Raw genomic sequence first — 14664 nt, 5'->3', positions numbered from 1 at the left:
CGGATCAGCGGCGCCGGATCAGCAGGGCCGGATTCGGAGGAACGTACAGCGTGCCGCCCTCCCCGCCCTCGGCAACCCGCACAAACCTCCAAGCCCCGCGCCGGTTAGGCTGACCCCGTGAAGGTCCTCGTCATTGGTAGCGGCGCCCGCGAACACGCCCTGTGCCGTTCCCTGTCCCTCGATCCCGGCGTCACCGCCCTGCACTGCGCCCCCGGCAACGCCGGCATCGCCGAGGTCGCCGAGCTGCACCAGGTCGACGCGCTGGACGGCAAGGCCGTGTCCGCGCTGGCCACGGAGCTCGGCGCCGATCTCGTCATCGTGGGCCCTGAGGCGCCCCTCGTCGCCGGGGTCGCCGACGCCGTGCGCGAGGCGGGCATCCCGGTGTTCGGCCCCGCCAAGGAGGCCGCGCAGATCGAGGGTTCCAAGGCCTTCGCGAAGGACGTCATGGCGGGCGCGGGGGTCCCCACCGCACGCTCGTACGTCTGCACGACCCCGGACGAGGTCGACGAGGCGCTCGACGCCTTCGGCGCTCCGTACGTCGTCAAGGACGACGGCCTCGCCGCGGGCAAGGGCGTCGTCGTCACCGGCGACATCGAGGCGGCGAAGGCGCACGCCAACTCCTGCGAGCGCGTCGTCATCGAGGAGTTCCTCGACGGCCCCGAGGTCTCGCTCTTCGCCATCACGGACGGCGAGACCGTCGTACCGCTCCAGCCGGCCCAGGACTTCAAGCGCGCGCTCGACGGCGACGAGGGCCCGAACACCGGCGGCATGGGCGCGTACTCGCCGCTGCCGTGGGCCGACCCGAAGCTGGTCGAAGAGGTTCTGGAGACCGTCCTCCAGCCGACCGTCGACGAGATGCGCCGACGCGGCACCCCCTTCTCCGGCCTGCTCTACGCCGGCCTCGCGATCACCTCGCGCGGTGTGCGGGTCATCGAGTTCAACGCCCGTTTCGGCGACCCCGAGACCCAGGTCGTCCTGGCCCGCCTGAAGACCCCGCTGGCCGGTGTCCTGCTCGCCGCCGCGAACGGCACGCTGGCCGACGTGGAGCCCCTGCGCTGGAGCGAGGACGCCGCGGTCACCGTGGTCGTCGCCTCGCACAACTACCCCGGCACTCCCCGCACCGGCGATCCGATCACCGGCCTCGACGAGGTGGCCGCCAAGGACGCCCCGCATGCCTACGTCCTGCACGCCGGGACCCAGCACGACGGCGACTCGGTCGTCAGCGCAGGCGGCCGCGTCCTGTCCGTCACGGCGATCGGCAAGGACCTCACCAAGGCCCGCGAACGCGCGTACAGGGCCGTCGCCCGCCTCCACCTCGACGGCTCCCAGCACCGCACGGACATCGCCGCGAAGGCGGCGGGCGCCTGACGGTCGCCACCGCCGCCACTGTCACCGTCATTGCCGCCGTCGCCATCGACCCGGCCCCGCCCGGATGAACCGCACAGGTCCCGGATCCGTCTTCGGATTCGGGACCTGTTGTCGTACCCGGCCTCCTGGCCCCAGCTCCCCTCCTGGCTTCAGCTCCCCTCTTGGATCCAGGTCAAAAACCGGGGCCTGATCTTCGCTGTACGTCATCCACCTCTGACCAAAGCCATTCCATCGAGTGACCACTCCCCCAACCGGCTGACGGGGGCGGAGGCCCCAACTAGGGTGCGGCACAAGCGGTCCGGCAGTTGGCCCACCGGCATTGCGATGTCAGTGGCGGGTGCCACAGTGGGGGAGTGAGCAACACCAGGACAGGCAGACAGCCAGGACAGCAGGGGAGGGGGTGAGGTCCGGTCGTGACCGGTACGGGTATGGGTGTGGAAGTGGGCGCGCAGGCAGCGCGTTCGAGGGCCCTTGCGGTGCTGCGCATCCGCAGCAGGGCGTTGGCCGTGGCTCTGCTCCCCGCGGCCGTCGCCGTGGTGTTGATGGCCGGCGGTTCCACCGGCCATCTCGTGGGGTCGTTCTGGCACGCGGTCCGCTGGGCCGTGACCCCGGTCGCCGTCCTCGTCCTGCTCGCCGCAGGCGCCATCACCCTGGTCGTCGCCCGAGCCCGCCCCGCCGTGAGCCCGACGGTCCCGATCGCCGAGGAGTCCGCCCCGGACCTGTACCGAATGGTGCGCGACCTCGCCGACCGCCTCGACGTCCCCGCCCCCTCCGCGATAGCGCTCACCCCGGACTGCGACAGCTGGCTGGAGGACCGCACCCACCCGGCCCACGGCCCGCCCCCGCCTTCCGACCGGGACGAGATAGCGGGTGTGCGAGGCGCCCACCGGCGCACCGCCGCCGCACCGGTCCTCGTCATCGGCTCCCCCTTCCTGTGGTGGATGCGCGTCGGCGAACTACGCGCGGTTCTCGCCCCGGTCATCGCCGGTACGGGGCCCTCGGCACACCCGGACATAGCCGCGGCCCGCCGCTTCGTGCGTGGCCTGGACGCCGCGGTGGCCGTCGCCTCGACGCCCGCCCGCTGCCCTCTGACCCGTTCGATGTGCGCGGGCATCGGCTGGGTGGCCCGGCTGCTGCTGCGCAACTGTCGGGAGCATGCGACCCAGATGGAGCGAGGGGTCGCGGCAGCGGCCTCCGAGCGTGCACAGGCTGTGGACTACGGCCTCAGGATCGTCGCCCAGGAACAGGTCGGCCTGGCATACGCCGGCTGGGACCGCCTCCTGACCCGCGTCGCACTGCCCGCCTGGCGGATGGGCCGGTGGCCCTCCCGGCTGGACGCGGGCGTCGTGGCGGCGCTCACCGAACTCTCCCGCCGCGACCGCCTGGCCGAGGGCTTCGCCTCCCGCCTGGGTGAGCGCCCCGCCTGCGACCTGCTCGAAGAGCCCGGGACGGTGGACGAGGCGGTCTCGCTCCTCGCCGCCCGCCTCTTCCACGGTGGCCCCGCGGAGCCCGGCCCGGACTGGTCCCCGGTGCATTGGGGGGAATACCCGGACGAGGTGGTGGACCGCAAATGGCGCACGGACGCGGCCCGCCTCCACAAGGTCCTGGACACCCTGGGCATACACCGCACCCCGGGCCCCACCACCCCCACCCCGGAGGGGCCGACCCTCTCCCGAATCCTCGACCACCTCGCGACTCCCCCGCACCCGGCGGCCTGGCCCACCCCGGAGCCCACAGCCTCTCAGCGGCCCTCGCCCGCCCCCGCTGCCTCGACCGCTCCCGCAGCCGTCGACGCCGAGCCCCTCCCACAGGAACCACCCGCACCCGACGAAGAAGCCGGTCCGGATCCCACTCTCGACGCCGACCTCCCTCCCGACGGTGACGCCGACGCCGACCTCGATGTCGACCCCGACCCCGATGTCGACCCCGACCTTGACTCCGAGCCCGAAAACGAACGCACAGCCGGCCTCGCCGCGGGCCTCACCGCCGAACTGGCCCGCGAGGAAGCCACAGCAGCCGCCACGGCCACCACCACGGCGAAGGCCGCCGCCGCTGCGGGGGCCACCCCCGACACCCCCCTCTGGGACGACGGCACGCTCCCCCTCTTCCCGCTCCAACCTCCCCGCACAGCACGCGAGTTGCTGACCGACCACGTCACCGCGATGGTCTGCTGCGCCGCCATGGACACCGCAGGCGCAACCCCCGGCCTCGACTGGCTGGACGGCCCGTCCCTCCTCATCAACGGCGAACGGGCCACAGATCTGACCCCCCGGGTCCTCAGCCTCGTGGAAGACGGCGACCCGGCCCCCCTCCGGACCTGGCTGCTCGAAACCGGCATACGCCCCGAGAAGCCCGTCCGGCTGGTCTGACGCGAGCGGAACCCCGCATTCCACTTTCGGCCAATTCGCAACGAATAGTGACCACATGAGTGCGCAATGTGATGTGCTGGGACCGATCGGGCACATGGCAAGGGCTTGCGGCACACGCCGAGCGCCGGCACAGGCAGGCAGCACGCGACCACGGGGGATCGAGGGAGGGGAGCGACCATGGGATCGGAGCGGATCCGCCGCTGGGAGTCCGGAGCGCTGGCGCACGCCGTGACCGACCCCTTCGGCCAGGGCCCCGTCCCCTGGCTCCGCGGCAGCGAGACCTACTTCGACGACACCGGCCAGGTCGTCCCCTGGTATGTGGACGCACCCCAGCAGTCGCCCGCGGGCGACCCCACGGACACCCCCCGCATCCCGGCCCCGCGTTCCGCCGGGGACCCCCGCTCCGCCGACGACGTCCGCCGTCAGATCAAGGGCTTCATCTCCACCGGCGCGGTAGCCCCCGGCGAGCCCGTCGACTTCCACGTCACGGTCGACCCGCCCCAGGAATTCAGCGTCGACATCTACCGCATCGGCCACTACGGCGGTGACGGCGCAGCCAAGATCACCACCAGCCCCCGTCTCTCCGGCATCGTCCAGCCCCCGCCGCTCGCCGCGGACCGTGCGGTCTCGTGCCATCACTGGTGGCTGTCCTGGCGGCTGCAGATCCCGTCGTACTGGAGCATCGGAGCGTATGTCGCCGTCCTCACCACGGCCGACGGCTACCGCTCCCACATCCCCTTCACGGTCCGCGACAACCATCCGGCGGATCTGCTCCTGCTTCTGCCCGACGTGACCTGGCAGGCCTACAACCTCTACCCGGAGGACGGCCGCACGGGCGCGAGCCTCTACCACGCCTGGGACGAGCAGGGCCGCCTGCTGGGCGAGTCCGACGCGGCGACCACGGTCTCCTTCGACCGGCCGTACGCCGGCGCCGGCCTCCCCCTCCACGTCGGCCACGCCTACGACTTCATCCGCTGGGCCGAGCGCTACGGCTACGACATCGCCTACGCCGACGCCCGCGACCTGCACGCAGGCCGTGTCGACCCCACCCGCTACCGCGGCCTGGTCTTCCCGGGGCACGACGAGTACTGGTCGTCCAACATGCGCCGTACCGTCGAACTCGCCCGCGAGCAGGGCACGTCCCTCGTCTTCCTCTCCGCCAACACCATGTACTGGCAGGTGGAGTTGGGCCCGTCCCCCTCCGGCGTCCCGGACCGCCTCCTCACCTGCCGCAAGCGCAGGGGACCGGGCAAACCGGTGCTGTGGCGCGAAGTCGACCGCCCCGAGCAGCAGTTGGTCGGCATCCAGTACGCGGGCCGGGTCCCCGAACCCCGCCCCCTGATCGTCCGAAACGCCGATCACTGGCTGTGGGAGGCGACCGGCGCGCACGACGGCGACGAGATCGAGGGCATGGTCGCGGGCGAGGCCGACCGCTACTTCCCGCGCACCCCGCTGCCCGAGCACGAGGACCGCATCCTGCTCGCCCACTCCCCGTACACCGACGCCGAGGGCGTCCTCCGCCACCAGGAGACGTCCCTGTACCGGGCCCCCTCCGGCGCCCTGGTCTTCGCGTCCGGGACGTTCGCCTGGACCCCGTCCCTGGACCGTCCGGGCCATGTCGACGCACGCGTCCAGCGCGCCACGGCAAACCTGCTGGACCGCATCTGTAAACGTGACTGAGCTCACGTATGCCCGCGTCACCGCCTCTGTCGAGCCCACCCCACTCCCAGGGCGACCCCCGGCATACGGGAGAATCGAGCCATTGGCCCGCCCGCCCGTCCCTGCCACCACCCTGCTCGACCCCTGCGGGCGCCCCTTTCGTTCAACCACGGGGAGGAACCGTGTCCGGATTCGTAGAAAAGCCCGAGCCGATTCAGGTTCCGGGCCTGGTGCACCTGCACACCGGCAAGGTGCGCGAGCTGTACCAGAACGAGGCCGGTGACCTCGTGATGGTCGCCAGTGACCGCCTGTCCGCGTACGACTGGGTGCTGCCGACTGAGATCCCCGACAAGGGCCGGGTCCTCACGCAGCTGTCCCTGTGGTGGTTCGACCAGCTCGCCGACCTGGTCCCCCACCACGTCCTGAGCACCGAGCTGCCCCCGGGCGCCCCCGCCGACTGGGCGGGCCGCACCACCGTCTGCAAGTCGCTCCAGATGGTCCCGGTCGAGTGCGTGGCCCGCGGCTACCTCACCGGCTCCGGCCTGCTGGAGTACAACGAGTCCCGCACCGTCTGCGGCCTCGCCCTCCCCGAGGGCCTGTCCGACGGCAGCGAACTCCCGGCGCCGATCTTCACCCCGGCCACCAAGGCCGCGGTCGGCGAGCACGACGAGAACGTCTCCTACGAGGAGGTCGCCCGCCAGGTCGGCGCGGACACCGCCGCCCAGCTCCGCCAGGCGACCCTCGCCGTCTACTCCCGCGCCCGCGACATCGCCCGCGACCGCGGGATCATCCTCGCGGACACGAAGTTCGAGTTCGGCTTCGAGGGCGAGAAGCTGGTCATCGCGGACGAGGTGCTCACCCCGGACTCCTCCCGCTTCTGGCCGGCGGACGAGTGGGAGCCGGGGCACGCGCAGCCGTCGTACGACAAGCAGTTCGTGCGCGACTGGCTGACCTCGCCGGCCTCCGGCTGGGACAGGAAGAGCGAGCAGCCCCCGCCGCCGCTGCCGCAGGAGGTCGTGGACGCGACCCGCGCGAAGTACGTCGAGGCGTACGAGCGGCTGACGGGCATGAGCTGGGCGTAAGCCGAGAGCCCCCGGGAAACCGGGGGCAACGCGAAAGCCCCCGGCCGGAGCCGGGGGCTTTCATCGGGAGCGGACGACGAGGTTCGAACTCGCGACCTCAACCTTGGCAAGGTTGCGCTCTACCAACTGAGCTACGTCCGCACTGCGCCGTGGCGCGAGAGCAACTATACCCAACCCCGCTCCCGTGCGAGCCGCACCGCCGTGTGCCGGTTCTCCGCCCCGAGCTTCGAGGCCGCCGACGACAGGTAGTTGCGAACGGTCCCCTGCGACAGCGCGGCCCGTTCGGCGATCTCCGCCACGGGCGCGCCGTCGGCGGCGAGTTCCAGCACCTCGGCCTCCCGCACGGTCAGCGGGGAGTCGCCGGAGGCGATCGCGTCGGCGGCCAACTCGGGATCGACGTAACGGTTTCCGGCATGCACCGTACGGATGATCTCCGCGAGTCGCTGCGCGCTCACCGTCTTCGGGACGAACCCGCGCACACCCGCCGCAAGCGCCCGCTTCAGATGCCCGGGCCGTCCGTGACTGGTGACGATCAGTACCTGGCAGCCGGGCAGTTCGGCCCGCAGGGATGTGGCGACCCTCACACCGTCGGCGCCCGGCATCTGGAGATCGAGCACGGCGACATCCGGTTCGTGCGCCCGGGCCATCGCCAGCGCCTCGGGTCCGGACGCCGCCTCGGCCACGACCACGAGATCGTCCTCCAGCCCGAGCAGCGCGGCGAGCGCGCCCCGGATGAGGTGCTCGTCGTCGGCGAGCAGCAGTCGTACGGCAGCGGTCATGCGGGGATCTCGCTCACGGTCAGCGGCACCTCGGCCACGACCCGGAACACGTCTTCGCCGGCCGGCCCCGCCTCCAGGGTGCCGCCCACCGCCGACAACCGCTCCCGCAGTCCGGCCAGTCCGGAGCCGCCCTTCGTCGTGGGCGGGCCGGCCCCGTCGTTCTCCACCGTCAGCACCACGCGTTTCTCCGTCACCAGCAGAGCCACCCCACACCGTCCGGCGTCCCCGTGCCGCAGCACGTTCGTCGTCGCCTCGCGGACCACCCAGCCGAGCGCCGACTGCACCTCACCGGGCAGCCCGGCCGTCTCCCCCGTCACCTCGCAGTCGATCCCGGCGGCGGTCAACACGCCCTGTGCACCGGCCAGTTCGACCCCGAGATCGGCCTCCCGATATCCCCGTACGACATCCCGTACCTCCCGCTGCGACTCCTGCGCGATCCGCTGCACCTCGATCATCTGGTCCACGGCCTCGGGCCGCCCGCGGCGCGCCAGCTGGACGGCGAGCTCGCTCTTGAGCGCGACGACGGCGAGGTTGCGCCCCATCACATCGTGCAGATCCCGCCCGAACCGCAGCCGCTCCTCGGCGACGGCGAGCCGGGCGCGGGTCTCGCGGGCCTCGTCGAGTTCGTAGACGGCGTTCAGCAGCCAGACCGAGAAGATCGCGGTGAAGGCCAGGAACCCGGCGCCGAGGAGCACGCCCAGCATGGTGAGCACGGCGGCGGGGCCGGGGGTGCCCAGCGGGAACGAGACGGCTCCCGCGCCGATCGAGAAGCCGCACACGATCGCGCACACCCGCCGCCGGTCACGCACGCCGAGCGAGATGACACCGACCGCGACGACCAGAACGACCCCGAACGCACCGCCCGCCGTGGCGTCGACGCCGTCGCCCTTCGGTCCGTGCTGCGCGATCCGCACCGCTGTCACGGCGATCACGGCGGTCAGGACGCCGAGCGTCCACAGCAGCCGCACGGGCTGTGGGCGGCGCCCGCGGGTCCAGTCCAGTGCCCGGGACACCGTCGCCATGCACGCCACGGCGTGCACCGCCACCAGGCCCAGCAGCGCTCCGCCGAGCCCGGTCCCCAGTGTGCCGACGGCCGGCAGCCCGATCGCCAGGATCTCGGTCACGCCGAAGAAGTGGAACGACCACCGCGTGTAGGTCTCGACCTTCGCCGGCGTGCTCTTGCGCCGCCACCAGCCGCGTGTCCGCCGCATCCCCCCGAGCCCTCCGTCCGTCAACGCCGCGGTTCCCACCGGAACCACCGCCGTACAGCAAACACCGCGAGCACTGTCCAGGCCAGGGCGGTCGCCAGGGCGCCCAGCGCCTCGTACGCGCTCAGCCGCCCGGTCCATCCGCCGCCGACCAGCCGTACGGCGCCAGAGAGCGGAAGGAGTTCGCAGACGGAGGCGAGCCGATCCGGCAGGATCCCGGCGGGGATCGCGATGCCCGAGCCCATCATCGACACGAGCACCAGCGGCAGCGCCGTGAACTGGGCGCTCTCCACGGTCCTGGTGAAGGTGGCGGTGAGCGCGGCGAGCGCGGCGCACAGCGTCAGGCCCGACAGGATGCCCAGCACGGTGAGATACGGCGCCCGGGGCGCCCCGGCGTCGATGAGCAGCACACAGCCGGCGGCCAGCACCAGGGACTGGGCGAGGCCGACGCAGACGGCGGGCAGAGCGGTGCCGACGAGGATCTCGTGGTCGCCGAGTTCCCCGGTCCGCAGCCGCTTCAGGACGAGCTCCTCGCGGCGGGCGACGAAGGCGCTCACCAGGGCCGTGTACACGGAGAACAGGAAGGAGAAGCCGATCGCGGCGGTCAGCATCACCGTGCCGATGTTGAGTCCCTGGCCCTTGAGGTCCATCTGGTCGACCGCGGGCCTCACGCTGAAGGGCACCGCGAGCGGCACGAGCAGCGCCGTGGCCACCGCGCTCCGGTTGCGGGCGAGCAGGGTGAGCTCGGCCCGGGCGAGGGCGCGCAGCCGGCGCACGGCCGGGGCGTGGGTGAGAGCAAGGGCGCTCATGCCGCCACCTCCCTCCCCTGCTCTCGGCTTTGCTCGACCGGGGGGACCCCCGTCCGGGCGATCCCCAAGAACGCCTCCTCCAGCGAGGCGGACCGCACATCGAGCGCCCGCAGCTCCACCCGGGCCCGCTCGGCCCACACCAACAGCCCGGTGGTGGCCCGCTGCAACTCATGTGTCCGCAGCCGTACGAGATCGCCGGCCACCTCGTGCCCGCACACCCCCATCTCACCGAGCGGCGGCAGGTCCCCGAGGAAGTAGCCGTCGGGCAGCCGGAAGGAGATCCGAGAGGGCTGTGCGGTTGTCACCTCGCCCGGCGTCCCGGTCGACGCGATGCGCCCCTCGTGCAGGATCGCCAGCCGGTCGGCGAGTGCCTCCGCCTCCTCCAGGTAGTGCGTCGTCAGCAGCACGGTCGTCCCCGCGTCGCGCAGCGCCCGCACCAACTCCCAGGTGTCCCGGCGCCCTTCGGCGTCCAGCCCGGTCGTGGGCTCGTCCAGGAACAGCACCTCGGGCTCGCCGAGCAGCGCGAGCGCCAGGTCCAGGCGCCGCCGCTCACCCCCGGACAGTTGCTTCACCCGCACCCCGGCCCGCCGTCCGAGCCCGACCAGTTCCAGCACCTCCGCCTCGGGCCGCGCCCCGCTCACACACCCGGCCCACATCCGCGCGGTCTCGGCGACGGTCAGCTCGGACGGAAACCCGCCCTCCTGCAGCATGACTCCGGTACGAGGCCGTACGGCGCCCCGCTCCTCGTAGGGATCGTGCCCGAGCACCCGCACCCGCCCCCCGGCCGGCCGTGCGAGCCCCTCCAGCAACTCGACCGTGGATGTCTTGCCCGCGCCGTTGGTGCCGAGCAGCGCGAAGATCTCGCCGGGAGCCACGGAAAAGGTGATTCCGCGTACGGCCTCGAACCCGCCCCCGTACACACGCCGCAGGTCAGCGACCTCGATCACGTGCTCGTGTTCGTTGGTGTCCATGGCTTCAGCGTCCCGCCGACCGGGATCCGGCAGCAGTGCGCGATGTCATCGCTCCGTATGACAAATGTCAGAAGGGAGTCGGCACATGAAAAAGACCCCGATCCAGAGGATCGGGGTCTTACTCCTGAGCGGACGACGAGGCTCGAACTCGCGACCTCAACCTTGGCAAGGTTGCGCTCTACCAACTGAGCTACGTCCGCATTGCCTCCGACCGGCTCCCACCGATCGGCGCGAGCACCAGCCTACCTGATCCACCACAGTGGTCCGGACCGGCGGTGCAGAGCGGGTGACAGGAATTGCACACTGCGCCTTCCCCCTGGAAGGGGGATGTTCTACTACTGAACTACACCCGCATGTACTCCGTGAGCTGGGCCTTCCGGCCTCGCCCCGCGGCGTGCTCCAGACTCTAGCCGACCCTGAGGGGTGCAGCGCAAGTTGGTTCCTCCGAGGGGCGAGTGACCGGTCGTCGGCCGGCGGCTACTGCGCCGCGCTGAACGCCTCGTAAACCTTCTTCGGGATCCGGCCGCGGGCCGGGACGTCCATCTTGTTGGCCTGGGCCCAGGCGCGGACGGCCGCCGGGTCGGGGGCGACCTCTGTCTGCCGGTAGGTCCTGCCGGACTTCGACCGCTTGCGGCCGGCCTCCACGTACGGCGCGAGCGCCTTACGCAGTTTCTTGGCATTGGCTTGGTTCAGGTCGATCTCGTACGACTTGCCGTCGAGTCCGAAGGCGATCGTTTCCGCCGCTTCCGAGCCGTCGATGTCGTCAAAGAGAGTGACTACGACCTTCTGCGCCACGAATATCGGTCCCTTCGTGCGACACCTCAATCGACGGAGACGTGGATGACGTGCCACGACGTCGCGGAGATGCCGACTGTCCGCCAGTTAATGGGCAAAGTATCGGCTAATGACAATTCATTTGTACAGTGCCCGGCATTGCAATGTGAAGCCCGACTAAATCTGCCCGCGTGTCTCGCGCGCAATACCTCCAGGGCATCGATCCGGGATCTTTCCCTGAACTTTTCGTGAAGGCACCCGTCCGATACACGATCGTGACGGCCGTCATGTACTTTCCTACAACTCTACTCGCGTAGAAATTTTGTACGGGTAGTCTGAAGGCACCTGTCGGAGACACCCGCAGGAACCTGCTCAGCACCACACCACCGGGAGTGCCAGTGGCACGCGTCGTAGTCGACGTCATGCTCAAGCCGGAGATCCTCGACCCCCAGGGCCAGGCGGTGCAGCGCGCACTGCCGCGTCTGGGTTTCGAAGGCATCTCCGACGTACGTCAGGGAAAGCGTTTCGAACTGGAAGTTGACGGACCGGTCGACGAGGCCGCTCTCGCCCGCATCCACGATCTTGCGGAATCCTTCCTCGCCAACACCGTGATCGAGGACTTCACCGTCAAGGTCGAGGAAGTCGCGGAGGCCGCGAAGTGACCGCTCGTATTGGCGTCGTCACTTTCCCCGGAAGTCTCGACGACCGGGACACGCAGCGTGCGATCCGTCTCGCGGGCGCCGAGCCGGTCGCCCTCTGGCACAAGGACAAGAACCTCCACCAGGTCGACGCGGTCGTCCTCCCCGGCGGTTTCTCCTACGGCGACTATCTGCGGGCCGGCGCCATCTCCCGCTTCTCGCCGGTGATGGAGACGGTCATCGAGCAGGCGAAGGCAGGCCTTCCGGTCCTCGGTATCTGCAACGGCTTCCAGGTCCTCACCGAGGCCCACCTGCTTCCCGGCGGGATGCTCGGCAACGACCACCTCCACTTCATCTGCCGCGACCAGAAGCTGCGGGTGGAGAACGCCTCCACGTCCTGGACCAGCGACTACAGCGAGGGCCAGGAGATCTTCATCCCGCTGAAGAACATGGACGGCCGGTACGTCGCCGACCAGTACACGCTGGACAAACTGGAGGCGGAGGGCCACGTCGCCTTCCGGTACGTCGCCCGCGACGGAGTCGCTGATGAACGCGGCAACCCGAACGGGTCGCTCAACGACATCGCCGGCATCACCAACGAGGCCGGCAACGTCGTAGGCCTCATGCCGCACCCGGAGCACGCCGTCGAGCCGCTCATCGGGTCGGGCCGCACCGACGGCCTCCCCTTCTTCACCTCGATCCTCAAGAAGCTGGTCAACGTATGAGCCGGACGCCTCTGGACACGGTCGAGCACGCGGCCGCGACCCCCGACGTCGAGCTGCCCTGGGCCGAACTCGGCCTGAAGAAGGACGAGTACGAGCGGGTCGTGGAGATCCTCGGCCGCCGGCCCACCGGTGCCGAGCTGGCCATGTACTCCGTCATGTGGTCCGAGCACTGCTCGTACAAGTCGTCCAAGGTGCACCTGCGCCAGTTCGGCGAGAAGGCCCCGCAGAGCGACGCGCTCCTCGTCGGTATCGGCGAGAACGCCGGTGTCGTCGACGTCGGCCAGGGCTACGCGGTCACCTTCAAGGTCGAGTCGCACAACCACCCGTCGTACGTCGAGCCCTACCAGGGTGCGGCGACCGGTGTCGGCGGCATCGTCCGCGACATCATCGCCATGGGCGCCCGCCCGGTCGCGGTCGTGGACCCGCTGCGGTTCGGTGCGGCCGACCACCCCGACACCAAGCGCGTCCTGCCCGGTGTCGTCGCCGGCATCGGCGGCTACGGCAACTGCCTGGGCCTGCCGAACATCGGCGGCGAGGTCGTCTTCGACGCCTGCTACCAGGGAAACCCGCTGGTCAACGCCGGCGCGATCGGCGTGATGCGGCACGAGGACATCCACCTCGCGAAGGCATCCGGCGCGGGCAACAAAGTCATCCTGTACGGGGCTCGTACGGGCGGTGACGGCATCGGCGGCGCGTCCATCCTGGCGTCCGAGACCTTCGACGACGCCAAGCCGTCGAAGCGCCCCGCCGTCCAGGTCGGCGACCCCTTCCAGGAGAAGCTGCTCATCGAGTGCACCCTGGAGGCCTTCCGGGAGAAGCTGGTCGTCGGCATCCAGGACCTCGGCGCGGCCGGTCTCTCCTGCGCCACCTCCGAGCTGGCCTCGAACGGCTCCGGTGGCATGCGCGTGACGCTGGACGACGTACCCCTGCGCGACTCGACCCTCTCGCCCGAGGAAATCCTCATGAGCGAGTCGCAGGAACGCATGTGCGCGGTCGTGGAGCCGGAGAAGGTCGACCGGTTCCTGGAGATCTGCGACAAGTGGGATGTCATCGCGACCGTCATCGGTGAGGTGACGGACGGCGACCGCCTGGAGATCTACTGGCACGGCGGCAAGATCGTCGACGTCGACCCGCGCACGGTCGCGCACGACGGCCCGGTCTACGAGCGCCCGTACGCCCGCCCGTCCTGGCAGGACGCCCTCCAGGCCGACGACGCGGGCAAGCTCGCGCGGCCCGCGAGTCCGGCGGAGCTGAAGGACCAGGTCCTGAAGCTGGTGGCCTCTCCCAACCAGGCCTCCAAGAAGTGGATCACCTCGCAGTACGACCACTTCGTGCAGGGCAACACCGTCCTCGCCCAGCCCGAGGACTCCGGCATGATCCGCATCGACGAGGAGACCGGCCTCGGCGTCGCCATCGCGACCGACGGCAACGGCCGCTACGCGAAGTTGGACCCCTACGCGGGCGCGCAGCTGGCGCTCTCGGAGGCGTACCGCAACGTCGCCACCACCGGCGCCAAACCGCTCGCCGTCTCCGACTGCCTGAACTTCGGTTCGCCCGAGGACCCGGCCGTGATGTGGCAGTTCGCGGAGGCCATCCGTGGACTCGCCGACGCCTGCCAGCAGCTCGGCACCCCGGTGACCGGCGGCAACGTCTCGCTCTACAACCAGACGGGCGAGGTCGCCATCCACCCGACCCCCGTGGTCGCGGTCCTGGGCGTCATCGACGACGTCGCGCGCCGCACGCCGGTCGCCTTCCAGGAGGAGGGGCAGCTGCTCTACCTCCTCGGCGACACCCGCGAGGAGTTCGGCGGCTCGGCCTGGTCGCAGGTCGTGCACGACCACCTGGGCGGTCTGCCGCCGAAGGTCGACCTGGAGCGCGAGCGCCTGCTCGCCGAGATCCTGATCTCCGCCTCCCGCGACGGCATGATCGACTCCGCGCACGACCTGTCCGACGGCGGTCTGATCCAGGCGGTCGTGGAGTCGGCGCTGCTCGGAGGCAAGGGCGCGCGTCTGGTCGTACCGGACGGGCTCGACGCCTTCACCCTCCTCTTCTCCGAGTCGGCGGGGCGTGCGGTCGTCGCCGTGCCGCGCTCCGAGGAGGTCCGCTTCAACGACATGTGCGGTGCACGGGGCCTGCCCGTCACCCGCATCGGTGTCGTCGACGGCGAGACGGTCGAGCTCCAGGGCGAGTTCGAGCTGTCCCTGGAGGAGCTGCGCACGGCGCACGAGGAGACCATCCCGGCACTGCTCAAGTAAGCAGCCGTACGACCAAGCAGTCGTACG

The 14664-nt window shown here is 70.8% G+C and carries 12 protein-coding genes and 3 tRNA genes; 7 read left to right on the top strand and 8 right to left on the bottom strand.

The annotated features are described in order from the left end of the window. Positions 1-117: 117 nt before the first annotated feature. The 4 genes from purD to ACYUED_RS20550 all read left to right on the top strand — a co-directional run bounded on the left by purD (position 118) and on the right by ACYUED_RS20550 (position 6478). Positions 118-1368, top strand: a complete 1251-nt coding sequence (gene purD, locus ACYUED_RS20565) for a phosphoribosylamine--glycine ligase (RefSeq protein ID WP_491293734.1) — start codon at positions 118-120, stop codon at positions 1366-1368. A gap of 428 nt (positions 1369-1796) precedes the next feature. Further along, positions 1797-3737 (top strand): M48 family metalloprotease, encoded by a 1941-nt coding sequence (locus ACYUED_RS20560; RefSeq protein ID WP_491294343.1) that lies wholly within the window; start codon positions 1797-1799, stop codon positions 3735-3737. A gap of 177 nt (positions 3738-3914) precedes the next feature. After that, entirely contained in the window at positions 3915-5417 is a 1503-nt protein-coding gene (locus ACYUED_RS20555; RefSeq protein WP_491293733.1) for a N,N-dimethylformamidase beta subunit family domain-containing protein, read from the top strand. A 161-nt stretch (positions 5418-5578) separates the two neighbouring features. Next, positions 5579-6478 (top strand): phosphoribosylaminoimidazolesuccinocarboxamide synthase, encoded by a 900-nt coding sequence (locus ACYUED_RS20550; protein ID WP_491293732.1) that lies wholly within the window; start codon positions 5579-5581, stop codon positions 6476-6478. A gap of 68 nt (positions 6479-6546) precedes the next feature. On the opposite strand, the gene ACYUED_RS20545 is transcribed toward ACYUED_RS20550, so the two are convergent. The 8 genes from ACYUED_RS20545 to ACYUED_RS20510 form a co-directional block, all read right to left on the bottom strand. After that, positions 6547-6619 (bottom strand) — tRNA-Gly (locus ACYUED_RS20545). A 23-nt stretch (positions 6620-6642) separates the two neighbouring features. Further along, positions 6643-7257 (bottom strand): response regulator, encoded by a 615-nt coding sequence (locus ACYUED_RS20540; protein WP_491293731.1) that lies wholly within the window; start codon positions 7255-7257, stop codon positions 6643-6645. After that, positions 7254-8468 (bottom strand): sensor histidine kinase, encoded by a 1215-nt coding sequence (locus ACYUED_RS20535; protein WP_491293730.1) that lies wholly within the window; start codon positions 8466-8468, stop codon positions 7254-7256. Before ACYUED_RS20535 ends, ACYUED_RS20540 begins: the two co-directional genes overlap by 4 nt. Before the next feature lie 20 nt (positions 8469-8488). Further along, on the bottom strand, positions 8489-9274 hold the full coding sequence (locus ACYUED_RS20530) for an ABC transporter permease (protein WP_491293729.1): 786 nt from the start codon (positions 9272-9274) through the stop codon (positions 8489-8491). After that, positions 9271-10245: an ABC transporter ATP-binding protein gene (locus tag ACYUED_RS20525; RefSeq protein WP_491293728.1), complete on the bottom strand. Its 975-nt coding sequence runs from the start codon at positions 10243-10245 to the stop codon at positions 9271-9273. The genes ACYUED_RS20530 and ACYUED_RS20525 overlap by 4 nt, the downstream gene beginning before the upstream one ends. 127 nt (positions 10246-10372) lie before the next feature. Next, a tRNA-Gly gene (locus ACYUED_RS20520) sits at positions 10373-10445 on the bottom strand. Positions 10446-10526: 81 nt separating this feature from the next. Further along, positions 10527-10598 (bottom strand) — tRNA-Gly (locus tag ACYUED_RS20515). A gap of 124 nt (positions 10599-10722) precedes the next feature. Continuing rightward, the gene (locus ACYUED_RS20510; RefSeq protein ID WP_099929933.1) at positions 10723-11040 is read right to left on the bottom strand and encodes a histone-like nucleoid-structuring protein Lsr2; all 318 of its coding nucleotides are present in this window, start codon (positions 11038-11040) and stop codon (positions 10723-10725) included. A 377-nt stretch (positions 11041-11417) separates the two neighbouring features. Here ACYUED_RS20510 and purS point away from each other — a divergent pair, with 377 nt between their 5' ends. From purS to purL, 3 genes are read left to right on the top strand one after another with little or no spacing between them, the layout of a single operon-like run. Beyond that, a complete protein-coding gene (gene purS / locus ACYUED_RS20505) occupies positions 11418-11681 on the top strand; it encodes a phosphoribosylformylglycinamidine synthase subunit PurS (protein WP_015659417.1) in 264 nt (87 codons plus the stop codon). Continuing rightward, positions 11678-12382, top strand: a complete 705-nt coding sequence (gene purQ / locus ACYUED_RS20500) for a phosphoribosylformylglycinamidine synthase subunit PurQ (protein ID WP_491293727.1) — start codon at positions 11678-11680, stop codon at positions 12380-12382. The genes purS and purQ overlap by 4 nt, the downstream gene beginning before the upstream one ends. Further along, the gene (purL, locus tag ACYUED_RS20495; RefSeq protein WP_491293726.1) at positions 12379-14637 is read left to right on the top strand and encodes a phosphoribosylformylglycinamidine synthase subunit PurL; all 2259 of its coding nucleotides are present in this window, start codon (positions 12379-12381) and stop codon (positions 14635-14637) included. Before purQ ends, purL begins: the two co-directional genes overlap by 4 nt. Positions 14638-14664 lie beyond the last annotated feature (27 nt).

The organism is Streptomyces sp. DF42, assembly GCF_058267695.1.
Note: the sequence above shows the minus strand (reverse complement) of the source record. Positions and strands in the feature narration are given on the sequence as shown.

Bases quoted from the DNA above. Each gene is read 5' to 3' on its own strand.
- ACYUED_RS20560 (WP_491294343.1), top strand. From the start codon at position 1,797: ATGGGTGTGGAAGTGGGCGCGCAGGCAGCGCGTTCGAGGGCCCTTGCG.
- ACYUED_RS20555 (WP_491293733.1), top strand. From the start codon at position 3,915: ATGGGATCGGAGCGGATCCGCCGCTGGGAGTCCGGAGCGCTGGCGCAC.
- ACYUED_RS20540 (WP_491293731.1), bottom strand. From the start codon at position 7,257: ATGACCGCTGCCGTACGACTGCTGCTCGCCGACGACGAGCACCTCATC.
- ACYUED_RS20535 (WP_491293730.1), bottom strand. From the start codon at position 8,468: ATGCGGCGGACACGCGGCTGGTGGCGGCGCAAGAGCACGCCGGCGAAG.
- ACYUED_RS20530 (WP_491293729.1), bottom strand. From the start codon at position 9,274: ATGAGCGCCCTTGCTCTCACCCACGCCCCGGCCGTGCGCCGGCTGCGC.
- ACYUED_RS20525 (WP_491293728.1), bottom strand. From the start codon at position 10,245: ATGGACACCAACGAACACGAGCACGTGATCGAGGTCGCTGACCTGCGG.
- purL (WP_491293726.1), top strand. From the start codon at position 12,379: ATGAGCCGGACGCCTCTGGACACGGTCGAGCACGCGGCCGCGACCCCC.